The 21,678-nt window shown below is 73.5% G+C and carries 21 protein-coding genes and 1 rRNA gene; 1 reads left to right on the top strand and 21 read right to left on the bottom strand.

Annotated elements, in window-relative coordinates; translation table 11 throughout:
• From SERN_RS00005 to argC, 11 genes are all read right to left on the bottom strand, one after another.
• Positions 1–111 (bottom strand): 16S ribosomal RNA (locus tag SERN_RS00005); the annotation flags it as partial.
• Positions 112–669: 558 nt separating this feature from the next.
• On the bottom strand, positions 670–1,938 hold the full coding sequence (gene tyrS / locus SERN_RS00010) for a tyrosine--tRNA ligase (protein ID WP_135848114.1): 1,269 nt from the start codon (positions 1,936–1,938) through the stop codon (positions 670–672).
• A gap of 74 nt (positions 1,939–2,012) precedes the next feature.
• Positions 2,013–2,699, bottom strand: coding sequence for a DNA-3-methyladenine glycosylase (locus SERN_RS00015; RefSeq protein ID WP_135848115.1), 687 nt, complete (start codon positions 2,697–2,699; stop codon positions 2,013–2,015).
• Positions 2,692–3,378, bottom strand: coding sequence for a uridine kinase family protein (locus tag SERN_RS00020; protein WP_135848116.1), 687 nt, complete (start codon positions 3,376–3,378; stop codon positions 2,692–2,694). Before SERN_RS00020 ends, SERN_RS00015 begins: the two co-directional genes overlap by 8 nt.
• On the bottom strand, positions 3,360–4,796 hold the full coding sequence (gene argH / locus SERN_RS00025; protein WP_135848117.1) for an argininosuccinate lyase: 1,437 nt from the start codon (positions 4,794–4,796) through the stop codon (positions 3,360–3,362). The genes SERN_RS00020 and argH overlap by 19 nt, the downstream gene beginning before the upstream one ends.
• Before the next feature lie 58 nt (positions 4,797–4,854).
• A complete protein-coding gene (locus SERN_RS00030; protein ID WP_135848118.1) occupies positions 4,855–5,382 on the bottom strand; it encodes an arginine repressor in 528 nt (175 codons plus the stop codon).
• A complete protein-coding gene (argF, locus tag SERN_RS00035) occupies positions 5,379–6,383 on the bottom strand; it encodes an ornithine carbamoyltransferase (protein WP_135848119.1) in 1,005 nt (334 codons plus the stop codon). Before argF ends, SERN_RS00030 begins: the two co-directional genes overlap by 4 nt.
• Entirely contained in the window at positions 6,380–7,636 is a 1,257-nt protein-coding gene (locus tag SERN_RS00040) for an acetylornithine transaminase (protein WP_135848120.1), read from the bottom strand. Before SERN_RS00040 ends, argF begins: the two co-directional genes overlap by 4 nt.
• Positions 7,633–8,640: an acetylglutamate kinase gene (gene argB / locus SERN_RS00045; protein ID WP_135848121.1), complete on the bottom strand. Its 1,008-nt coding sequence runs from the start codon at positions 8,638–8,640 to the stop codon at positions 7,633–7,635. Before argB ends, SERN_RS00040 begins: the two co-directional genes overlap by 4 nt.
• On the bottom strand, positions 8,637–9,800 hold the full coding sequence (gene argJ / locus SERN_RS00050; protein ID WP_135848122.1) for a bifunctional glutamate N-acetyltransferase/amino-acid acetyltransferase ArgJ: 1,164 nt from the start codon (positions 9,798–9,800) through the stop codon (positions 8,637–8,639). The genes argB and argJ overlap by 4 nt, the downstream gene beginning before the upstream one ends.
• Positions 9,797–10,867, bottom strand: a complete 1,071-nt coding sequence (argC, locus tag SERN_RS00055) for an N-acetyl-gamma-glutamyl-phosphate reductase (RefSeq protein WP_199241458.1) — start codon at positions 10,865–10,867, stop codon at positions 9,797–9,799. The genes argJ and argC overlap by 4 nt, the downstream gene beginning before the upstream one ends.
• Positions 10,868–10,952: 85 nt before the next feature.
• Here argC and SERN_RS00060 point away from each other — a divergent pair, with 85 nt between their 5' ends.
• Positions 10,953–11,936, top strand: coding sequence for a quinone oxidoreductase family protein (locus SERN_RS00060; protein ID WP_135848124.1), 984 nt, complete (start codon positions 10,953–10,955; stop codon positions 11,934–11,936).
• Positions 11,937–11,943: 7 nt separating this feature from the next.
• Here the strand turns inward: SERN_RS00060 and SERN_RS00065 are convergent, their stop codons facing one another.
• The 10 genes from SERN_RS00065 to infC form a co-directional block, all read right to left on the bottom strand.
• Positions 11,944–12,765 carry an SDR family NAD(P)-dependent oxidoreductase gene (locus SERN_RS00065; protein ID WP_135848125.1) on the bottom strand — a complete coding sequence of 274 codons (822 nt, stop codon included), beginning with the start codon at positions 12,763–12,765 and terminating at the stop codon, positions 11,944–11,946.
• Complete coding sequence (gene pheT / locus SERN_RS00070) at positions 12,758–15,343, bottom strand: phenylalanine--tRNA ligase subunit beta (RefSeq protein ID WP_135848126.1); 2,586 nt, start codon at positions 15,341–15,343, stop codon at positions 12,758–12,760. Before pheT ends, SERN_RS00065 begins: the two co-directional genes overlap by 8 nt.
• Positions 15,343–16,431 (bottom strand): phenylalanine--tRNA ligase subunit alpha, encoded by a 1,089-nt coding sequence (gene pheS, locus SERN_RS00075; RefSeq protein WP_135848127.1) that lies wholly within the window; start codon positions 16,429–16,431, stop codon positions 15,343–15,345. The genes pheT and pheS overlap by 1 nt, the downstream gene beginning before the upstream one ends.
• A 220-nt stretch (positions 16,432–16,651) precedes the next feature.
• Complete coding sequence (locus SERN_RS00080; RefSeq protein WP_135848128.1) at positions 16,652–17,437, bottom strand: amino acid ABC transporter ATP-binding protein; 786 nt, start codon at positions 17,435–17,437, stop codon at positions 16,652–16,654.
• Entirely contained in the window at positions 17,434–18,132 is a 699-nt protein-coding gene (locus SERN_RS15390; RefSeq protein WP_135848129.1) for an amino acid ABC transporter permease, read from the bottom strand. Before SERN_RS15390 ends, SERN_RS00080 begins: the two co-directional genes overlap by 4 nt.
• A gap of 3 nt (positions 18,133–18,135) precedes the next feature.
• Positions 18,136–18,915 (bottom strand): amino acid ABC transporter substrate-binding protein, encoded by a 780-nt coding sequence (locus SERN_RS15395; protein ID WP_135848130.1) that lies wholly within the window; start codon positions 18,913–18,915, stop codon positions 18,136–18,138.
• Positions 18,916–19,033: 118 nt separating this feature from the next.
• Complete coding sequence (locus SERN_RS00095) at positions 19,034–19,849, bottom strand: TrmH family RNA methyltransferase (RefSeq protein WP_135848131.1); 816 nt, start codon at positions 19,847–19,849, stop codon at positions 19,034–19,036.
• A gap of 115 nt (positions 19,850–19,964) precedes the next feature.
• Positions 19,965–20,357, bottom strand: coding sequence for a 50S ribosomal protein L20 (gene rplT / locus SERN_RS00100; RefSeq protein WP_135848132.1), 393 nt, complete (start codon positions 20,355–20,357; stop codon positions 19,965–19,967).
• Between the two features lie 26 nt (positions 20,358–20,383).
• Positions 20,384–20,578: a 50S ribosomal protein L35 gene (gene rpmI / locus SERN_RS00105; protein ID WP_135848133.1), complete on the bottom strand. Its 195-nt coding sequence runs from the start codon at positions 20,576–20,578 to the stop codon at positions 20,384–20,386.
• A 91-nt stretch (positions 20,579–20,669) separates the two neighbouring features.
• Positions 20,670–21,650 (bottom strand): translation initiation factor IF-3, encoded by a 981-nt coding sequence (gene infC / locus SERN_RS00110; RefSeq protein WP_233251357.1) that lies wholly within the window; start codon positions 21,648–21,650, stop codon positions 20,670–20,672.
• Between the last annotated feature and the right edge of the window lie 28 nt (positions 21,651–21,678).

Consider the following 21,678-nt stretch of genomic DNA (forward strand, 5'->3'; position numbering starts at 1 on the left):
CTCACCCGTTCGCCACTAATCAGGGATGCAAGCACCCCATCATCGTTCGACTTGCATGTGTAAAGCACGCCGCCAGCGTTCGTCCTGAGCCAGGATCAAACTCTCCGTCAAAAACAAACCCCAACCCAAAGGCGGGAATCCATACAACGGGAATGACCCCAACAAAAACCCCACACCACCCACTGACGAGAAGATGCGAGGCAAAACAATCAAAACCACGACCAACCAGACAAAAAGATCCGACCAGCCGAATGGCATCACATTCACAAACACACTGTTGAGTTCTCAAACAACACACACCACACCAGCAAACCAACCCCCACCAGGAGAGCCAGCCCCACCGGGGCAACTTCTCAAACTTACCTGATCAATTCCTCGCGGTCAAATCGGCCGCTTCTCGTGATCTGGGGCTTGTCGAGTCTCCGCCCGGGTCTGACCCGTTCGTACCGACTCTGTGTTGGCCTTCCGCGTCCCGGCCCTGAGGCTTTTCTGCTCTGCGCAACGAGGTGAAAACTTACGCACGTTCCGCGCCGGTGGCAACTCGGCGCGCAGCCCGGGCGTGTCGCTGACGTGGGCCGCGCCACGCGCACCGGCCTGACCAGCGCGAACGTCGGTCGAACCCGCCGGAACGGGCCGGGGAACACCTCCGGGGGCGTCCCCCGGCCCCGATCAGGAGCCGGCGACCGTACCGACGGCGAGGTTGCGACGACCGCGTCGGAGCAGCACGTGACGCCCACCCAGCAGGTCGTCGGTGCCGATCGCGCGCTCGCCGTCGTCCTGCTTGACGTTGTTCAGGTACGCCCCGCCCTCGCTCACGGCTCGCCGTGCCTCGTTCCGTCCCTTCACCAGGCCGGCACCGACGAGCGCCTCCACCAGCGTGGTCTCCCCCGGCACCAGCGTGACCGACGGCAGCTCGGCCACGGCGGCGTCCAGCGTCGCCGGGTCCAGGTCCTGCAGCTCACCGCGCCCGAAGAGGGCCGCGCTCGCAGCCTCGACGGCGGCGGTGGCCGCGGCCCCGTGCACGAGCGTCGTCACGTCCGCGGCCAAGGTCCGCTGAGCCGCGCGCGCCTGCGGCCGCTCGGCCGTCTCCGTCTCGATCGCCTCGATCTCCTCGCGGCTGCGGAACGTGAACGTCCGCAGCCAGCGCACGGCGTCGGCGTCGGACGCGTTCACCCAGTACTGGTAGAAGGCGTACGGGCTCATCATGTCGGGCGCCAGCCAGACGGCACCGCCCTCGGTCTTGCCGAACTTCGTGCCGTCGGCCTTGGTGATCAGCGGCGTCGTCCAGGCGTGCACGCCCCGAGCCTCGCTCTTGCGGATCAGCTCGACGCCCGACAGCAGGTTGCCCCACTGGTCGCTGCCACCGGTCTGGAGGGTCACCCCGTACCTGCGGTTCAGCTCGAGGTAGTCGTTGCCCTGGAGCAGCTGGTAGCTGAACTCCGTGAAGGAGATGCCCTCCTCGGACGCGAGCCGGCGCGCGACCGTGTCCTTGGCCAGCATCGTGCCCATCCGGAAGTGCTTGCCGATGTCGCGCAGGAGGTCGATGGCCGTGAGCCCGCCGGTCCAGTCGAGGTTGTTCACCATGCGCGCGGCGTTCGGCGACTCGAAGTCGAGGAACGGTTCGATCTGCGCGCGCAGCCGGTCGGCCCAGTCGGCGACGACGTCGCTCGTGTTGAGCACGCGCTCGCCCGACTGCCTCGGGTCCCCGATGAGGCCCGTGGCTCCCCCGACCAGCGCGATCGGTCGGTGCCCCGCCAGCTGCAGGTGGCGCAGCAGGATCAGCTGCACGAGGTGGCCGTGGTGGAGGCTCGGGGCGGTGGGGTCGAACCCCGCGTAGTAGGTGATCGGGCCGTCCGCCAGCGCCGCGCGGAGCGCGTCCTCGTCGGTGGTCTGGGAGACGAGCCCGCGCCAGCGGAGCTCGTCGATCAGGTCGGTCACGGGATGTCCTCGGTTTCGTCGTCGGCCCGAGGCGGTGCCCCGGGCCGGGAGCGGGGTTGGATCGTTGGGTGGTGTCAGGCGGTCCGGTAGCGGGAGACCGTCGGGTCCCCGGTGAGCCAGTACCGCCACGGATAGGTGGCCAGGCCGCCGTCGCCCGAGACGCCGGTGCGGGGACCGCTCGAGAAGGGGCCGGACCGGATGTCGCGGACCCGCAGGGACACGACGGAGTCGGGCATCCGGTGACCGTCGGCCGCGTCGACGCTCGTCCCGTCGTGCTGCCCGTCGATCCCCAGCGCGGTCGCCAGGCGTGCCGGGCCGCTCGCCAGGTCCCTGTCGCTCTTGGACGTGGTGCGACGGGACCGGGCGAGCTCGACGCCGTCGACGACCTGACCCGCGCGCAGCAGGACCGCCGAGGCGACGCCGTCGGGCCCGGTCACGAGGTTGCCGCACCAGTGCATGCCGTAGGTGAAGTAGACGTAGAGGCGGCCCGCCGGGCCGAACATCGTGGCGTTGCGTGCCGTCCGGCCGCGGTAGGCGTGCGAACCCGGATCCTCCGACCCGCCGTAGGCCTCGACCTCGGTGATCCGGATCGTGACCGTCCCCTTCGGCGAGCCGACGGAGAGGTGGGCGCCGAGCAGGTCGCGCGCCACGTCCTGCGGGCTGCGGGCGTACCAGGCTCGTCCGGGGACGTGGAACGCGTGGGGGAAGTCACGAGCGTCGACGGCTGCGGCACCGGCCGCGGTCACCTCGCCCTCACCCATGGCCGCGATCCTCCCACAGGAGGTCGCCGGTCCCGCCGGGTGCCCGGGACCAGCGCAGCACGTGGCCGGTGGCGTCGAGCACGACGTCGGCACGCTCGTCCGTCGCGTCCCGCTCCCGCAGCGCGCGCTCGTCGGCCATGAACGCGCGCCAGTCGTCGCGCATCCCCTCGCCGTCGCGCTCGAGTCCGCGTGCAAGCCTCAGCTCGTCGGGCGCGGTGATCCACACGACGAGCGCCGCCACGCCGTCGACCCGGGGCGGCGCGCTGCCGCAGCCCTCGACCACGACCACGTCGCTCCGGGGGACGTGGACGGTCTCGGCGCGCGCCGACGACTCCCAGTCCCAGCGCCGGTAGGTGGCCGTGCCGGAACGCTCGAGCTGCTCGACCACCCGGACCACCTCGGTGCCCGCCTCGAGCAGGCCGCCCCAGCCCTCGTACAGGTCGTCCATGTGCACGACGGCGACCGTCCCGCCCCGGGCGGCGACGACCTCGGCGACCTGACCGGCGAGCGTGGTCTTGCCCGCCCCGGCCAGACCGTCGATGCACAGGAGCGCGACGCCGTCGTGCACCCGTGGGGCGCCGGGCACCAGGACCGCGTCGACGACGGCCGCCGCGAGATCCGGCGACGACGCCGGCACCGGGGCGCCGGACTCCCCCGCCGTCACTCGCCCTCGGCCCACGCCCGCAGCTCGTCGGCCCGCTCGGCCGCGCGTGCCAGCTGCTCCACGACGCGGACCGGGGCGGTGCCGCCGCGGCCGTCGCGCGAGGAGATCGACCCCGCCACCGTGAGCACCTCGCGCACCTGCGGGACCAGGTGCTCGCTGATCGCGGCTAGCTCGGCGTCGGTCAGGTCGGCGAGCTCGATCGCCGGCTCGTGGGCCTCGCACGCCTGCACGCACGCCCCGGCGATCTCGTGCGCGTCGCGGAACGGCACACCGCGACGCACGAGCCACTCGGCGATGTCGGTCGCGAGCGAGAAGCCCTGCGGTGCGAGCTCCGCCATCCGCTCGGTGTGGAACGTCAGGGTCGCGACCATGCCGGCGACGGCCGGCAGCAGCACCTCGAGCTGCGCGACGGCGTCGAACACCGGCTCCTTGTCCTCCTGCAGGTCGCGGTTGTACGCGAGCGGCAGGCCCTTGAGCGTCGCGAGCAGGCCGGTGAGGTCGCCGATGAGGCGCCCGGCCTTGCCGCGCGCGAGCTCGGCGATGTCCGGGTTCTTCTTCTGCGGCATGATGCTCGACCCGGTGGAGAACGCGTCGTCCAGCCGGATGAAGCCGAACTCCTTGGTCGCCCAGAGGATGACCTCCTCGGACAGCCGCGACAGGTCGACCGCGATCATCGCGGCCACGAACGAGAACTCCGCCACGACGTCGCGCGCCGCGGTGCCGTCGATCGAGTTCTCCACCGCCGAGTCGAACCCGAGCTCGTGCGCGACGGCGTCGGGGTCCAGGCCGAGCGAGGAGCCTGCCAGCGCGCCGGACCCGTAGGGCGAGACGGCGGCCCGACGGTCCCAGTCGGTGAGGCGCTCGACGTCGCGCAGCAGGGGCCACGCGTGCGCCAGCAGGTGGTGCGCGAGCAGCACCGGCTGCGCGTGCTGGAGGTGGGTGCGGCCCGGCATGGGCGCGTCGGGGTGCGCCGCGGCCTGGTCGACGAGCGCGTCGACGACGGCGAGCACACCCGTCGCGACGTCGCGCGCGTGATCGCGCAGGAACATCCGCACGAGCGTCGCGATCTGGTCGTTGCGCGACCGACCGGCGCGCAGCCGGCCACCGACACCGGCGCCGACGCGCTCGATGAGCACGCGCTCGAGCGCGCCGTGGACGTCCTCGTCGCCGGGGTCGGCCACGAGCGTCCCGGCCAGGACGTCGTCCTCCATCGCCGTCAGGGCGTCGACGAGGATGGCGAGATCGGCCTCGGTCAGCAGTCCCGCGCGGTGCAGCGCGCGGGCGTGCGCGCGGGAGCCGGCCAGGTCCACGGGTGCGAGGACCCAGTCGAAGTGCGTGCTGCGCGAGAGCTCGGCCATGGCGTCGGCGGGACCGGATGCGAAGCGGCCGCCCCACAGGGCTCCGGTGTTGGTGGTACCGCCGGGGGTGGTCACAGGGCTCTCCAGGGGACGTGCCGCGCGAGCGCATCGGCAGGTGGTCGGGTGGTTCGGGTCACTGCTGCTGGTGGTGGCCGACGGAGCCGGCGCGAGCGAGGTCGATGAACGCCTCCACGACGTCCGTCGCACCGTCGGGGTCACGCGAGATCACCACGACCGTGTCGTCCCCCGCGATCGTCCCGAGCACGCCGGGCATGATCGACTGGTCGATCGCCGAGGCGAAGAAGTGGGCCGCACCCGGGGGCGTGCGCAGCACCGCGAGGTTACCGCTCGAGTCCGCCGAGACCAGCAGCTCCGCGGTCAGCTTCTCCAGCCGCCGCGCGAGGTGGGGCTCCTGCTCGGCGATCCGGACCCCGTGGTAGGCACCGCCCTCGGGCGGCAGCGTGTAGACGAGGCCGTCGGCCGTGTGGGTCTTCTGGGCGCGCAGCTCGAGCAGGTCGCGCGAGAGCGTCGCCTGCGTCACGACGACGCCGTCGGCCTCCAGCGCCGCTGACAGGTCGGCCTGCGAACGGATGGTGCCGCGCGTGATCGCCCGCGTGATCAGCGCGTGCCGCGCGGCCTTCGTCGGCGGCACCTGGCTCATCGCGTCCCCGCGAGGAACGTCAGGACCGCCTTCTGCGCGTGCAGGCGGTTCTCGGCCTCGTCCCACACCACGGCCCTGGGCCCGTCGAGGACCTCGGCGGTGATCTCCTTGCCCCGGTACGCGGGCAGGCAGTGCAGCACGACGGCGCCCGGGTCGGCGAGGTCGAGGAGCGCCTGGTCGAGCTGGTAGGGCAGGAAGACGGCCTCGCGCTGCGCCACCTCGGCCTCCTGTCCCATCGAGACCCAGGTGTCGGTCGCGACGGCGTCGGCCCCCACGACCGCGTGCCGCGGATCGGTGTGGATGCCGATCGCGGCCCCGGTCTCCGAGGCGATCCGCTCGGCGCGCGCGAGGACGTCGGGCCGCGGGCGGTAGTCCTCGGGGCAGCCGATGTGCACGTCCATCCCCGCCAGCGCACCCGCCAGCAGGTAGGAGTGCGCCATGTTGTTGGACCCGTCGCCGACGTAGGCGAACACGCGACCTGCCAGCGCCGGTCCGGAGGCCGCCAGGCCGCCGGTGTGCTCGGCGACGGTGAGGAGGTCGGCGAGCGCCTGGCACGGGTGGTAGTCGTCCGTCAGCGCGTTGACGACCGGTACGCCGGAGTCCTGGGCCATCTTCTGCAGGTCGCTCTGGTGGAACGTGCGCCACACGATCGCGGCCACCTGCCGCCCCAGGACCTTGGCGACGTCGGAGACCGACTCCCGCCGGCCGATCTGCGCGAGCGCACCGTCGACCATCAGCGGGTAGCCGCCGAGCTCGGCGACCGCCGTCGTGAACGACACCTGCGTGCGCAGCGTGGGCTTGTCGAAGATGATCGCGACCGACCGCGGCCCGGCGTACGGCGTGCGCGCGTGCCGCTCGGCCTTGAGGACGCCGGCGAGCTCGAGCACGTCGCGCTGCTCGGCGCTGGTGAGGTCGTCGTCGGCGAGGAAGGACCGAGGCTGACGGGGCTGCCCGGCCGGTGTCGCCCACTCCGGTGGTGTCGTGTCGTCGAACGTGGTCATGAGGTCTCCTGACGGGCCGCGGCGCGGGCGCCGGCGTCGATGGCGGCGGGCAGCGCCGCCGTGAACGAGGCGGCCTGCTCGGCCGTCAGGACGAGCGGCGGCGCGAGCCGCAGCGACGTCGGCGTCGGCGCGTTGACGATGAACCCGGCCGCGAGGGCCGCCGTCTGGACGTGCGCCGCGATCGGTGCGTCCAGCTCGACGGCGATGAGCAGCCCGTGCCCGCGCACGGCCGCCACGCGGGGGTCGGCGGCCGACAGCGCGGCGCGCCACGAGCGACCCAGCTGGCGCACGTGCGCCAGCAGCCCGTCGCGCTCGATGACGTGGATCGTGGCGAGCGCGGCGGCGGCGGCGACGGGGTTGCCGCCGAACGTCGTGCCGTGGTTGCCCGGTCCGAACAGCGTGCCGGGACCCTCGCCGTAGGCGATGACCGCGCCGACGGGGATGCCGCCGCCGAGGCCCTTGGCGAGCGTGACGACGTCGGGGACGATCCCGCCACCGATCTCCTGGGCGTGGTGGGAGAGCCACTCCCCGCAGCGTCCGACGCCGGTCTGCACCTCGTCGAGCACGAGCAGCGCGTCGTGCCGCGTGGCGAGCTCGCGGGCCGCGGCCAGGTAGCCGGGCGCGGGCGAGCGGACGCCCGCCTCACCCTGCACGGGCTCGACGACCAGGCCCGCGACGCCGCCGGCCTCGAACGCGGCCTCGAGCGCGGCGACGTCGTCGAACGGCACGTGCTCCACCCCGCCGGGCAGCGGTTCGAACGGCTCGCGGTAGGCGGCCTTGTGCGTGAGGGCGAGCGCGCCCATGGTCCGGCCGTGGAACGCGCCCTCGAGCGCGAGCACGCGGGACGTGCCGCGCGCCCGGCCGTGCACGCGGATCATCTTGAGGGCGGCCTCGTTGGCCTCGGTCCCGGAGTTGGTGAAGAACACCCGCGAACCGGCCGGGGCCTGCGCCAGCTCGAGCAGCCGCTCGGCCAGCGTGATCTGCGTCGGCGTCGCGAAGAAGTTCGAGACGTGACCCAGCGTGCCGAGCTGCGCAGCGACCGCGCTGACCAGCGTTGGGTGCGCCTGGCCCAGCGCGTTGACGGCGATGCCGCCGAGCAGGTCGAGGTAGCGCGCGCCGTCGGCGTCCCAGACGTACGCGCCCTCACCGCGCACGAGGACGCGCTGCGGCGGGCCGAACGTGTTCATCAGGGCCCCGGCGTAGCGCTGGGACAGCTCGCTGCCGGACCCCTGGGTCGTGGCGATCTCGCTCATGCCTGCTCACTCTCCGTCTCGGCCTTCTCGAACTCGGGGGCCCGGTCCCCCGGGAGCACCATCGTGCCCACGCCGTCGGTGGTGAAGATCTCCAGCAGCAGCGCGTGCGGCGCCCTGCCGTCGATCACGTGGGCCTGGGGCACACCGCCGTCGACGGCGCGCAGGCACGCCTCCATCTTCGGCACCATGCCGCTGGACAGGCCCGGCAGCAGCTCCGCCAGCGGCTGCGAACCGATGCGGCGCACGAGCGACGAGCGGTCGGGCCACGCGGCGTAGAGGCCCTCGACGTCGGTGAGGACCACGAGCTTGGTCGCGCCGAGCGCGACCGCCAGGGCCGAGGCCGCCGTGTCGGCGTTGACGTTGAGGATCTGGGTGGGGTCGTCCTCGTCGACCGCGATGGTCGAGACGACGGGGATGCGACCGGCGGCCAGCACGTCGGCGACGGCGGCCGGGTCCACCAGGCTGACGTCGCCGACCTGGCCGACGTCGACCTCCTCGCCGTCGACGACAGCCGTGCGGCGCTTGCCGCGGAACAGCCCGGCGTCCTCGCCCGACAGCCCGATCGCGAGCGGACCGCGCGCGTTGAGCATCGTGACGAGACGACGCTGCACCTGACCCGTGAGGACCATCCGGACGACGTCCATGGCCTCGGGCGTGGTCACGCGCAACCCGCCGCGGAACTCGCTGGCGATGTTCAGCCGGCCGAGCATCTCGCTGATCTGCGGTCCGCCGCCGTGCACGATGACGGGGCGGAGCCCGGCGCGGCGCAGGAACGTGATGTCGTCGGCGAACGCCTGCTCGAGCTCGGCGTCGACCATGGCGTTGCCGCCGAACTTGATCACGACGATCGCGTTCTCGAAGCGCTCGAGCCAGGGCAGCGCCTGGATGAGCACCTCCGCCTTTTGGTAGGCGTACAGGTCACGCTCGGTGTCGAAGTAGAAGTCCTCGGGGACCTCGGTCACGCCGCTGCCCTCGGTGCCGGTGGGGTTCTCGTCGTCGCTCATGAGGAGTAGGCGCTGTTCTCGTGGACGTAGTCGTGCGTGAGGTCGTTGGTCCAGACGGTGGCGCTCGCCTCACCGGCGTGCAGCTCCACGAGGACCTGCACCTCGCGGTCGGCGGCCAGGTCCACGAGCGTGCGGTCCTCCCCCACTCCCCCGGCGCGGCACACCTGCACGCCGTTGATCGACACGTCGAGCGTGAGCGGGTCGTACGGGGCGACGTCCTCCGGCACCGTCCCGACGGCGGCCAGCACGCGGCCCCAGTTCGGGTCGTTGCCGAACACCGCGGCCTTGAAGAGGTTCGAGCGCGTCACGGCGCGGGCGACGGCGACGGCGGCCGTCTCGCTGGTCGCGCCCGAGACGGTGACCGCGATGTCGTGGCTGGCGCCCTCGGCGTCGGCCACGAGCTGGCGGGCGAGGTCCGCCGACACCTGCGTCAGGGCTGCCTCGAGCTGTCCCGGCGCCGGCTCGACGCCGCTGGCACCGGACGCGAGCAGCAGCACCGTGTCGTTGGTGGACATGCAGCCGTCGGAGTCGACGCGGTCGAACGTCGTCCCGGTGGCCTCGCGCAGCGCGGCGTCGGCGCGAGCGGCGTCGATGACCGCGTCCGTCGTGATCACCACGAGCATCGTGGCGAGGCCGGGGGCGAGCATGCCCGCGCCCTTGGCCATCCCGCCGACGGACCAGCCGTCGCCCTGGACGTGGCTCGTCTTGCTGACGGTGTCGGTCGTCATGATGGCGGTGGCGGCGTCCGCCCCGCCGTCGCTCGTCAGGCGTGCGGCGGCGTCGTGCACCCCCGCCAGCAGCGTGTCCATCGGCAGCCGCTCGCCGATCAGACCGGTCGAGCAGACGAGCACGTCGCCGGCGTCGACGCGGAGCGCGGCACCGGTGTACTCGGCGGTGCGGTGGGTGTCGGCGAAGCCCTCGGGTCCGGTGCACGCGTTGGCACCGCCGGAGTTCAGCACGACGGCGCGCGCCACGCCGTCGCCGACCGCGGTGCGCGACCAGACGACGGGGGCGGCGACGACGCGGTTGCTCGTGAACACGCCCGCGGCGACGGCGAGCGGGCCGTCGTTGACGACGAGCGCGAGGTCGGGGCGGCCGGAGGTCTTGAGGCCGGCGGTGACGCCGGCGGCCCGGAAACCGGCGGGGGTGGTGACGCTCACGGCGAGACTCCTGTCAGCGGGAGGCCGGCCGTCTCCGGCAGACCGAGCGCGAGGTTGAGGGACTGCAGGGCGGCACCGGCGGTGCCCTTGACGAGGTTGTCGAGCGCGCTCGTGACCACGACGCGCCCGGCTCGGGCATCGAGCGCGAGCTGCACCAGGGCGGTGTTCGCACCGGTCGTGGCGCCCGATGTTGGCCACCGGCCGGCGGGCAGCGTGTGCACGAACGGTTCGGCGTCGTACACGTCCCAGGCGGCGCGCAGGTCGGCCTCGGTGACGCCCTCGCGTACCCGGGCGGTGGTGGTCGCCAGGATGCCGCGCGAGGTCGGCACGAGCACGGGCGTGAAGGACAGCCGCGCGCCCGCCGCGCCGGTGACCGCGAAGTTCTGCAGGATCTCGGGCACGTGGCGGTGGGTGCCGCCGACGCCGTAGGGCACGAGCGAGCCCAGCGCCTCGGACGCGAGCAGGTTGGCCTTCGGGGCCTTGCCCGCGCCTGAGTAGCCGACGGCGAGGACGGCCACGACGTCGTCGACCTCGATCAGGCCGGCGGCGATGCCGGGCTGCAGGCCGAGCGTGACGGCGGTGACGTTGCAGCCGGGGACGGCGATGCGGCGGGTCGCGGCGAGCTCGGCGCGCTGGCGCTGCGCCGTCGTCTCCCCCGCGTGCAGCAGCTCGGGCATGCCGTACGTCCAGGTGCCGGCGTGCTCGCTGCCGTAGTAGTCGCGCCACGCCTGCGGGTCCGCGAGACGGTGGTCGGCGCCGACGTCGACGACGATGCAGCCGGGGTCGGTCGCCTCGAGCTCGGCCGCGACGGCCCCGGAGGCGCCGTGCGGGAGGGCGAGCACGACGACGTCGTGCCCCGCCAGCTCGGCGGCCGTCGTCGGGGCGAAGGTGCGGTCCGCGATCGCCGGGTGCGCCGCGAGGTGGGGCTGGTGGGCCGCGACGGGTTCGCCGGCGTTGGAGTGCGCGGTCAGCGCGCCGAGCTCGAGATCGGGGTGACCGAGCACGAGGCGGGCGACCTCGCCCCCGGCGTAGCCGCTGGCTCCGGCGATCGCTACAGATACAGGCATGCGCATAACTATACACAGCGTCTCGTTCGGCGGACAGCGACCCGCGCACCCACTCTCCCACGACTGCGGGCGTAGGTTCTCGGTCATGCGCGCGATCCAGGCCCGTCAGGCGGGCGGCCCCGACGTCCTCGAGCTCGTCGACCTCCCCGATCCGGAGCCCGGTGCCGGTGAGGTCGCGGTCGAGGTGGCCGCAGCCGGCGTCAACTTCATCGACACCTACCGGCGCAGCGGGATCTACCCGGTGCCGTTCCCCCACGTGGTCGGGTCCGAGGGCGCGGGGCGCGTGGTCGCGCTCGGCGCGGGCGTGACGTCCCTGGCCGTCGGGGACAGGGTGGCGTGGTCGGACGCGCCGGGGTCCTACGCCTCGCGCGCGGTCGTCGCGGCAGACCGGGCGCTGCCCGTGCCGGACGACGTCGACGACGTCACCGCGGCCGCGCTGCCGCTGCAGGGGCTAACGGCGCACTACCTCGCGACCTCCACCCACCCCGTCGCCCCGGGCGACGACGTCCTGGTGCACGCGGGCGCCGGCGGGGTCGGGCTGCTGCTCACGCAGCTCGCGGTCGCGCGCGGCGGGCGCGTCATCGCGACCGTCTCCACCGACGAGAAGGCGGCGCTCGCGCGCGAGGCGGGCGCCGACGTCGTCATCCGCTACGACCAGCTCGAGGACCTCACCGCCGAGCTGCCCGCGCTGGTGCGCGAGGCCACCGGTGGCCACGGCGTCGCCGCGGTGTACGACGGCGTGGGGCGCGACACGTTCGACGCGTCCCTGGCGAGCCTGCGACGTCGCGGCGTGCTCGTGCTGTTCGGCGGCTCGAGCGGGCAGGTGCCGCCGTTCGACCTGCAGCGGCTCAACTCCGCCGGCTCGTTGTTCGTGACGCGGCCGACGCTGAAGGACTATGTCGCCACGCCGGAGGAGCTCAGCGAGCGGGCGGACGAGCTGTTCGACGCGGTGCGCGACGGCTCGCTGACCGTGCGCATCGGCGCGACGCACCCGCTCGAGGAGGCCGCTGGTGCCCACGCGGCGCTCGAGTCGCGCGCCACCACCGGCAAGGTGGTCCTGACGCTCTGAGCGTTCGTCAGGTGCGCGGCGGCACCAGGGTCTCGGTCGCCAGCGGGTCGTCCTGCCCCCACGGCAGCACGCCGAACCGGCGCGCCAGACCCTGCGGTGCGCCGTGCGCGCGCAGGGTCTGCGGCGTGTCGTTGGTGACGCGGAGGTAGCGGCCCGACCAGTCGTCGAGCTCGCCGCGGGCGATCGCCGCGATGAGGTCGGTCGTGCGCTCGACGGGCGTGAAGTCGGTGCGGCCCGCGTGCAGCCGCATCGAGGTCGACATCGCGGTCTCGACCGTGCCGGGCGCGATCGCGAACGACCGGAGACCGAGGTCGAACCCGGCCTCGTGCACGTGCCCGACCAGGCGGATCTGCGCCGCCTTCGTCGCGGTGTAGGCGGACGTGACGTTCCAGTCGCGCGCGCCGGCCCCGGAGACGATGTCGACCACGCGGCCCCGCCCGGCCGCCACCATGAGCGCCAGCACCGCGCGCGAGACGTGGAAGGAGCCGAGCAGGTTCGCGGACACGACGCCGTGCCACTGCTCGACGTCGGCCTCCCAGATCGGGACCTCGGCGTCGATCCGGCCGGCGTTGTTGACCAGCAGGTCCGGCGTCCCGAGCTGGGCGGTGAGGTGCGCGACGGCGTCGCCCACCTGCGCGGCGTCGCCGACGTCGGCGGTGGCCCACGCGGCCCGGCCGCCGGCCTCGGTGATCTCCCGGGTGACCGCGGTCAGCGCCTCGCCGTCGCGCGACAGCAGACCGACGGCCACGCCGTCGGCCGCCAGCGCGAGCGCGATCGACCGACCGATGCCCCGCGAGGCGCCCGTGACGAGGGCGACCGCGTCACCCACGCAGGACCCCGCCGACGCGCTCGCCGACCAGGGCGACGACGGCGTCGCGCACGGCGGCCGTCTCGCTCGCCGTCAGCGTCCGGTCGGCCGCGCGCAGGCGCAGCGCGAACGCGAGGGACTTCTTCCCCTCGCCCACCTGGTCCCCGGTGTAGACGTCGAACAGCTCCACGGACTCGGCCAGCTCACCGGCAGCCTCGGTCACGAGCGCCCGGACCGTCCCCGCGGGAACGTCGGAGTCGACGACGAGCGCGACGTCCTCCTTCGCGACGGGGAAGGTCGACAGCTTGCCGACGGCGAGGTCGCGCGCCCCGGCGGCCGCCACGAGCGCGTCCAGGTCCAGCTCGAACGCGGCGGCGCGCGCCGGCAGTCCGAAGGCCTTGGCGACGGCGGGGGCGAGCTCGCCCGCGTGGCCGACGACCGTGCCGTCGGTCAGCGTGAGGGCGGCGCACCGGCCGGGGTGGAACGGCGCCCGCTCGGCGGCGACGACGTCGACCTCCGCGCCGAGCGCGGCCGCGAGCCGCAGCGCGACCGCGATGACCGTCTCCGCCTGCGCGGCCCCCGCGCCCTGCTGGGCGGTGCCCGCGAGCACGCCCGCGGCGTGCCGCTCCTGGTGCGGGACGGCCGCGACCAGCGCCGCGATCGTCTCCTCGCCCGGGTAGGCGCCGCCGTCGGGCAGCAGCGGCCGGCCCCTCTCGTCGCCGGCACGACGGTGCGTGACCGAGCCGACCTCGTAGATCGCGGCCGTCGCGGCGCCGCGGCTGAGGTTGCGCGTGGCGAGCGGGAGCAGCGTCGCCAGGACGCTGGTCCGCAGCTCGGGGGCGTCGTCGGCGAGCGGGTTGGCCAGGCGCTCGGCGTCGCGGCGGGTGTCGTCGGCCGCCTCGCCGAGGGCGTCGTGCACGCCCGGGCCGACGAACGGGTAGGACAGCACCTGCACGAGGCCAGCCTCGGCGAGGGTGCGCTCGGCGCTGCGGCGCAGCCGCTGCGCCGTCGTGAGCCCGTCGCCGGGGACGGCGCGCGGCACGACGGTCGGCACGTGCTCGTAGCCGCGGAGCCGGACGACCTCCTCGATCAGGTCGACGGCCTGCGTGATGTCCGGGCGCCACGTGGGGGGCGTCACGAGCAGCTCGCGGTCCTCGCCGTCGGCGATGTCGGTGACGGCCGCGCCGATCTCCTCGAGCGTGTCGTGCACCTCGTCGTAGGTGTACGGCACGCCGATGAGACGGCGCGCGGCGGCGGGGTCGAGCGTGATCGTCGTCGGCGACGTGGTCACGTCGAGATCGGTGACCGCGCGCTCGTCCGCCGTGCCGCCGCCGTGCTCGACCAGCAGATCGACGACGCGCTGCGCGGCGATCGCCTGCAGCCGGGGGTCGACACCGCGCTCGAAGCGGCGGGAGGCCTCGCTCGGCAGGCGGTGCCGGCGCGCGGAGCGGGCGATCGTGATGGGCTCGAAGTGGGCCGACTCGATCAGCACGTCCGTCGTCGAGGCCGTCACCTCGGTGCTCGCACCACCCATGACGCCGGCGATGCCGATCGGGCGCGCACCGCGCGACCCGCCCTCCGAGTCGGTGATGAGGAGGTCCTGCTCGTGCAGGGTCCGCGTCGCGTCGTCGAGCGTCGTGATCGTCTCGCCGGCGCGGGCGCGGCGGACCACGATCGGGGCGTGCAGCGTGGCCAGGTCGTAGGCGTGCAGCGGCTGACCGAGGTCGAGCATCACGTAGTTGGTGACGTCGACGGCCAGCGAGATCGGGCGCATCCCGGCCTGGCGCAGGCGGCGCTGCATCCACTCGGGCGTCCTGGCGCCGGCGTCGAGACCGCGCACGACGCGGGCGACGAACCGGTCGCAGCCGGCCGTGCCGCGAATGGGGGCGTCGTCGTCGATCTCGACGGCGAAGCCGTCCTCGGTCGGCGACGGGACCTCGGGGGCGCTGCCGCGCGGGGCGGGGCGGCCGGGATCGGTGAAGCGTGCGCCGGTGGAGTGCGCGTACTCGCGGGCCACCCCGCGCACGCTGAAGCAGTAGCCGCGGTCGGGCGTGACGTTGATCTCGAGGACCTCGTCCGACAGCCCGAGCAGCGCGAGCGCGTCGGTGCCGGGCGCCGGCACGGCGTCGGGCTCGGCCTCGCGCCGGGCAGCCGTGGCGAGCACGATGATGCCGTCGACGTCGTCCTCCAGGCCCAGCTCGCCCGCGGCGCAGATCATGCCGTCGGAGACGTGACCGTAGGTCTTGCGCGCGGCGATCACGAAGTCGCCGGGCAGCACGGCGCCGGGCAGCGACACCACGACGGTGTCGCCGACCTCGAAGTTGTGCGCACCGCAGATGACACCGCGCGGGACGACCTCGCCGGACTCGTCGCGCTCACCGGTGTCCACCTGGCACCAGTTGATGACCTTGCCGTTCTTCTGCGGCTCAGGGCTCTTGGCGAGCACGCGGCCGACGACGACGGGACCGGTCACACCCGAGGAGTGGATCGCCTCCTCCTCGAGCCCGACGCGGACCAGGTCCTCGGCGAGCTGGGCGGCGGTGAGGTCGGCGGGCAGCTCGACGTGCTCGGCGAGCCAGGGCAGGACGACGTTGGGCATCAGGCTTCCCCTCCCAGGGGGTAGGTCCGCGAGAGCCGCATGTCGCCCTCGAACAGGTCTCGGAGGTCCTCCAGGCCGTGGCGGAGCATCACCGCGCGGTCGATGCCCATGCCGAACGCGAAGCCGGAGTAGCGCTCGGGGTCGACGCCGACGCTGCGCAGCACGTTGGGGTTGACCATGCCGCAGCCGCCCCACTCGATCCAGCCCGGACCGCCCTTCTTCTGCGGGAACCAGAGGTCCATCTCGGCGCTCGGCTCGGTGAACGGGAAGTAGGCGGGCCGCAGGCGCGTGCGTGCCTCGGCGCCGAACATGGCCCGCGCGAAGTGGTCCAGGGTGCCCTTGAGGTGGGCCATCGTCAGGCCCTCGTCGATCGCGATGCCCTCGACCTGGTGGAAGACCGGGGAGTGCGTGGCGTCGAGCTCGTCGGTGCGGAACACGCGGCCGGGACACGCGACGTACAGCGGCACACCCCGCTCGAGCAGCGCGCGCGCCTGCACCGGCGACGTGTGGGTGCGCAGGACGAGGTGGTCGGACCCGTCGAGGAAGAACGTGTCCTGCATCTGCCGGGCGGGGTGGTCCGGCTTGAAGTTCAGCGCGTCGAAGTTGAACCACTCGTGCTCGACCTCGGGCCCCTCGGCGATCTCCCAGCCCATCGCGACGAAGATGTCCGCCATCTGCTCCGAGGTGGTGGCGATCGGGTGACGGGCCCCGGCGACGCCGGTGGTCACGGCGGCTGCGGTGCCGCGGGCGGCCGCGAGGGTGACGTCGATGGTCTCGGTGCGCAGCACGTGCTGGGCGTGCAGCTCGGCGAGCTCGGCGTCGCGGGCCTTGAGCGCGCCGTTGACGCGGCCGCGCGCCCCGCCCAGGAGCTTGCCGGCCGCGGCCTTCTCGGCACCGGGCAGCGCACCGATGCCGCGGTTGGCGAGGGCGAGCGGGCTGCGCTCCCCCGTGTGCTCGATGCGGACGACCTTGAGAGCCTCGAGCGAGTCGGCCGCGGCGACGGCGGACAGCGCCGCGTCCACGGCGGCACCGACGGCGTCGGCGTCGGTCGGGCTGATGGCCTCGGGCAGCGTGGTGTCGCTGGTCATGGCTGGGGGTTCCTTCCGGGAACGGTGCGGCTGCTCGTGCTCACGGGCCTCGGGTCGACGGGGCGTCTGGCCGTCTGGCCGTCTGGCCCTCCCGGCCGTCAGGCGCGCGGGAGCCCGGGCCGAGGGAATCGGCCGGTGGGGCGGAGAACGTGCAGCGTCACGGACACGCCCCCATCCTGCCAGAGGTCGGCAGGTGCGCCCGTGGGTCCCCCCGGGCGCGTCAGTGGGACAGGATCCGCCCGAGGAAGGCGCGCGTCCGCTCCTGCTGCGGGTCGAGGAGCACCTGCTGCGGCGGCCCCTCCTCGGCGATCACTCCGCCGTCGAGGAAGACGACGTGGTCGGCGACGTCGCGCGCGAAGCGCACCTCGTGCGTGACCACGATCATCGTGCGTCCCTCGGCCGCGAGGTCTCGCATCACCGCGAGGACCTCGCCGACGGTCTCGGGATCGAGCGCCGACGTCGGCTCGTCGAACAGCAGCACGCGGGGCCGCAGCGCGAGCGCGCGGGCGATGCCGACGCGCTGCTGCTGACCGCCGGAGAGCTGGTCGGGGTAGGCGTCGGCCTTCTCGGCGAGGCCGACGCGCGCCAGCAGGCCACGCGCCTCCTCCTCGACCTCGCGGCGCGGGCGGCCCTGCGCGAACACCGGGCCCTCCATGAGGTTCTGCAGCGCCGTGCGGTGCGGGAAGAGGTTGTGGGACTGGAAGACCATCGCCGAGTGGCGGCGCAGCGACGCCGACTGGCCCCGTCGCACCCCCGCGGTGAAGTCGATCTCGTCGTCGCCGATCCGCACGCGCCCGGCCTGCGGCGTCTCCAGCAGGTTGAGGCAGCGCAGCAGCGTCGACTTGCCCGATCCCGACGGTCCGATCATGACCGAGACGGTTCCGGGGGCGACGTCGAGGTCGACGCCGGTCAGCACCGGGGTGGACCCGAACGACTTCACGAGACCGCGCACCTCGATGCCCTCGGGCGTCTCGGCGGGGGCGAAACCCTCGTCGTGGATGCTCATGCGGTGGCCTGCCTGACCTTCTCGACCTTCGCGATCTGGGGCTGCAGGTGCCGACCCAGGCGCCGCTCCAGGAAGCCCTGCCCGATCGACAGCACCAGGCACAGGACCCAGTAGATGACGGCCGCGAGGGAGTACAGCGTGAGGAACTCGAACGTGGGGGCCGCGATCTCCTGCGCCTTGCGCAGCAGCTCCGTCACCAGGATCGTCGAGGCCAGGGACGTGTCCTTGACCAGCGAGATGAACGTGTTCGACAGCGGCGGCACGGCCACGCGCGCGGCCTGCGGCAGGATGACCCGGCGCAGCGCCATCGTGCGGGAGTAGCCGATCGTCTCGGCCGCCTCCCACTGTCCGCGCGGGATCGACAGGATCGCGGCTCGCACGATCTCGGAGGCGTACCCGCCGACGTTCAGCGAGAACGCGATGATCGCCGAGGGGAACGGGTCGATGGTGAGCCCGAGCGAGGGCAGGGCGTAGAAGATGATGAACAGCTGCACCAGCAGCGGTGTGCCCCGGATGATCGAGACGTAGCCCTGGGCGATCCAGCGCACCACCCCCACCCGGGACAGCCGGGCGAGCGCGACCAGCACGGCCAGCACCATCCCGCCGACGAACGACGCCGCCGTCAGCGGGATGGTGCCGCGGATCGTGCCCGACAGGAGCGGGCCGATCGACTCCCGTACGAGGTCGAGGTCCATCGGCTAGCTCGAGACGTCCTCGCCGAACCAGCGCTCGGAGATCTCCGCCAGCGTGCCGTTGTCGCGGAGGGTCTCCAGGGCGCCGTCGATCTCGGCGGTCAGCGGCGAGTCCTTGCGCAGCGCGAAGGCCTGCTCGGAGGGCTCGCCGACCTCGAACGCGACCTCGACGTCGGTGTCACCGCTGGTCGTGAGGTAGTCCAGGACGGCGAGGTTGTCGTTCAGCGTGACGTCGACGCGACCCTGCTTGAGCAGCGTGACGGCCTGCGTGAACCCCTCGACGGCCTCGACGTCAGCGCCGGCCTCCCGGGCGACCTCGGCCCAGTTCGACGTCGAGGACTGCGCCGATGTCAGCCCGCTGAGGTCGGCCTCGGAGGCGATGGCGCTGCCCGTCGGGACGACGGCGACCCCGGTCGAGACCGTGTAGGGCGAGGAGAGGTCGTAGAGCTCCTCGCGCTCCGGGTTGATCGTCACCTGGTTGGCGATGACGTCGAAGCGGTCGGCCTCGAGGCCGGCGAAGATGGCGTCCCACTGGGTCTCGAAGAACTCGACCTCGAGCCCCAGCTCGTCGGCGACGGCCGTGATGACCTCGACGTCGTAGCCGGTGAGGTCGTTGCTCTCGGGGTCGTGGAACGTGAAGGGCGAGTAGGTGCCCTCGGTGCCGACCCGCAGGACGTCGCTCGCGGCGGCGTCGCCGTCGCCCTCCGACCCGCCGCCGCACGCCGCCAGCGTGACTCCGAGGGCGGCGACCGCCAGGGCACCGGCAACCTTGTGGACACGCGTCATGGTGGAGCCTTCCTGAGGAGTGGGTGGCGCACGGGGATCTGCCCGGCGCCGCAGAGGAGGGTAAGCCGTGGGACGCCACCGGTCCGCGTCGCCGACGGGCGTCTCACATGTCGAAACCCTACGTCGAGAGCGCGTGGACGCGCGAGGACGCGTACAGGCAGACGGTCGCGGCCATGGCGACGTTCAGGCTCTCGGCGCGACCGCGCAGCGGGACGGCGACGACGGCGTCGGCGAGCTGTCGGGCGTCGTCGGACAGGCCCTGGGCCTCGGTCCCGAAGATCCACGCCGTCGGCCGGGCGAGCAGGGGCGAGGTCTCGACGTCGTCGGCTCCCCCGCCGTCGGCCGCGAGGATCGTCAGCCCGGCGGCGCGCAGCGTGGCGACGGCGTCCGCCAGCCCCACGCCCGTGACCACCGGCAGGTGGAACAGCGACCCGGCGCTGGACCGCACCACCTTGGGCGAGCGCACGTCGACGCTGCCCGCGGTGAGGACGACGGCGTCGGCCCCCGCGGCGTCGGCCGCGCGGATGATCGTGCCGGCGTTGCCGGGGTCGCGGACCTCCTCGCACAGCGCCACCAGACGCGCCCCGGCCACGACGGCGGCGAGCTCGTCCGTGGCCACGTCGGCGTCGCGGAGGACGAGCACCACGCCCTGCGCGTCCTCGGAGATGCGGACCATCACCTCGGGCGAGGTGGGGTGGACGTAGAGGCCGTGGGCCAGGGCGTCGTCGACGATCTCCGGCCACCGCGACTGCGCCGCCTCGGTGATGTAGAGGTCCCGCACCCGCTCGGCCGCGAACCGCACGGCCTCGCGGCACGCCTGCGGCCCTTCCACGAGGTGCTCGCCCGCGCGGTCGCGACCCGCTCGCGTGACGAGCCGACGCAGTCCGGCGACGCGATCGGACCGGGTGTTGACGACGGCGGCGGCGAACGGCATGGGTCCAGTGTTCCAGGAACCACCCGCACGCCGGGAACGACGAAGCGGCCCGCCTCCCCGAGGGGAGGCGGGCCGCCGGACGTCGGGCGCGAGGCGCCGGACCGAGGGGTCGTGCTCAGACGGCGGACGCGACCCGGGGGGCGTTGACGTCGGCCGGCAGGGCTGCCTTGGCGAGCTGCACGAGGGCGGCGAACGCGGCCGGGTCGCTCACGGCGAGCTCGGCCAGCATGCGACGGTCGACCTCGATCGCGGCGAGGCCGAGACCCTGGATGAAGCGGTTGTACGTCATGTCGTTGGCGCGGGCCGCAGCGTTGATGCGCTGGATCCAGAGCCGACGGAAGTCACCCTTCCGGGCGCGACGGTCGCGGTAGGCGTAACCGAGCGAGTGGGTGACCTGCTCCTTGGCCTTGCGGTACAGGCGCGAACGCTGACCGCGGTAGCCGGAGGCGCGCTCGAGTACAACCCGGCGCTTCTTGTGGGCGTTGACCGCCCGCTTCACGCGTGCCACGTGAGTCTCCTTCTAGTTGGAACGGCTCAGCGGCCGAGCAGCTTCTTGATCTTGGGAAGGTCGGCGGCGGACACCGAGGTGTCCGAGTTGAGCCGACGGCGGCGGTCGGAGCTCTTGTGCTCCATCAGGTGACGGGCGCCCGTGCGCTCGCGCATGATCTTGCCGCTCCCGGTCACGCGGAAACGCTTCTTCGCACCGGAGTGCGTCTTGTTCTTCGGCATCTCGCCATCCTCGGTTGGCCCGCTCGCGCGGGACGTGCTGTTGTGCTGGACGTGCAGTTCGTGTGGCCGGTGCGAGCACCGGCCGCCGGGCTCAGGCGCTCGGCTTCGGTCCCGGCCGCGGAGCCGCCGGCTTGGCGCCTCCGGGCTTCGGAGCAGCGGCCCGGGGCTTGGGCGCGGCTGCGGGCTTCGGCGCGGCGGTCGCAGGCTTCGGCGCGGCGGTCGCAGGCTTCGGCGCGGCGGTCGCAGGCTTCGGCGTCGACGCGGCGGGCTTGGCGGCCGCCCGGGGGGCCGGAGCGGCCTTCGGGGCGGGCGCAGCCTTCGGCGCCGGGGCGGGCGTCTCGGCGGCAGGAACCTCCGCGGCGGGCGCCTCGACAGCAGGCGTCTCCACGGCAGGCGTCTCGACGGCGGGCGCCTCGACCACGGGGGCCTCGGCGACGGGCGTCTCGACAGCGGGAGCCGCGGCCGGGGCGGCGGGCGCCTCGACAGCACGCGTCTCGGCCGGGGCCGCGGGGGCCTTCGGCGCACGGGGTGGTGCAGCCTGCGGTGCCGGCTCGGCCTTGGCGCGCTCGCGACGGACCTCGTCGCGTGCCTCCGCCTTCTTCTTGGTCGGACCGATGACCATGGTCATGTTCCGGCCGTCGAGGCGAGGCGTGGACTCCACGGCGCCGAGCTCGGAGACGTCGTCCGCGAGACGCTGCAGCAGACGCATGCCCATCTCGGGGCGCGACTGCTCACGACCGCGGAACATGATCATGACCTTGACCTTGTCGCCGGCCGCGAGGAAGCGCTCGACGTGGCCCTTCTTGGTGCCGTAGTCGTGCGGGTCGATCTTGAGCCGGAAACGGATCTCCTTCAGCACGGTGTTGGCCTGGTTGCGACGCGCGTCGCGCGCCTTCATGGCCGCCTCGTACTTGAACTTGCCGTAGTCCATGAGCTTGCAGACGGGGGGTCGCGCCTCGGGGGCGACCTCGACCAGGTCGAGATCTGCCTCCTCGGCGAGCCGGAGCGCGTCCTCGACGCGAACGATGCCGACCTGCTCACCGTTCGGGCCGACCAGACGCACCTCGGGCACGCGGATCCGCTCGTTGATGCGGGGCTCG

It is taken from the genome of Serinibacter arcticus (assembly GCF_004786095.1).
Lineage (GTDB): Bacteria > Actinomycetota > Actinomycetes > Actinomycetales > Beutenbergiaceae > Litorihabitans > Litorihabitans arcticus.

Bases quoted from the DNA above. Each gene is read 5' to 3' on its own strand.
- SERN_RS00040 (WP_135848120.1), bottom strand. From the start codon at position 7,636: ATGAGCGAGATCGCCACGACCCAGGGGTCCGGCAGCGAGCTGTCCCAG.
- SERN_RS00060 (WP_135848124.1), top strand. From the start codon at position 10,953: ATGCGCGCGATCCAGGCCCGTCAGGCGGGCGGCCCCGACGTCCTCGAG.
- SERN_RS00095 (WP_135848131.1), bottom strand. From the start codon at position 19,849: ATGCCGTTCGCCGCCGCCGTCGTCAACACCCGGTCCGATCGCGTCGCC.
- SERN_RS00080 (WP_135848128.1), bottom strand. From the start codon at position 17,437: ATGAGCATCCACGACGAGGGTTTCGCCCCCGCCGAGACGCCCGAGGGC.
- argF (WP_135848119.1), bottom strand. From the start codon at position 6,383: ATGACCACGTTCGACGACACGACACCACCGGAGTGGGCGACACCGGCC.
- pheS (WP_135848127.1), bottom strand. From the start codon at position 16,431: ATGACCAGCGACACCACGCTGCCCGAGGCCATCAGCCCGACCGACGCC.
- argB (WP_135848121.1), bottom strand. From the start codon at position 8,640: ATGAGCGACGACGAGAACCCCACCGGCACCGAGGGCAGCGGCGTGACC.
- SERN_RS15390 (WP_135848129.1), bottom strand. From the start codon at position 18,132: ATGGACCTCGACCTCGTACGGGAGTCGATCGGCCCGCTCCTGTCGGGC.
- argC (WP_199241458.1), bottom strand. From the start codon at position 10,867: ATGCCTGTATCTGTAGCGATCGCCGGAGCCAGCGGCTACGCCGGGGGC.
- SERN_RS15395 (WP_135848130.1), bottom strand. From the start codon at position 18,915: ATGACGCGTGTCCACAAGGTTGCCGGTGCCCTGGCGGTCGCCGCCCTC.
- SERN_RS00015 (WP_135848115.1), bottom strand. From the start codon at position 2,699: ATGGGTGAGGGCGAGGTGACCGCGGCCGGTGCCGCAGCCGTCGACGCT.
- pheT (WP_135848126.1), bottom strand. From the start codon at position 15,343: ATGCCCAACGTCGTCCTGCCCTGGCTCGCCGAGCACGTCGAGCTGCCC.
- SERN_RS00030 (WP_135848118.1), bottom strand. From the start codon at position 5,382: ATGAGCCAGGTGCCGCCGACGAAGGCCGCGCGGCACGCGCTGATCACG.
- rpmI (WP_135848133.1), bottom strand. From the start codon at position 20,578: ATGCCGAAGAACAAGACGCACTCCGGTGCGAAGAAGCGTTTCCGCGTG.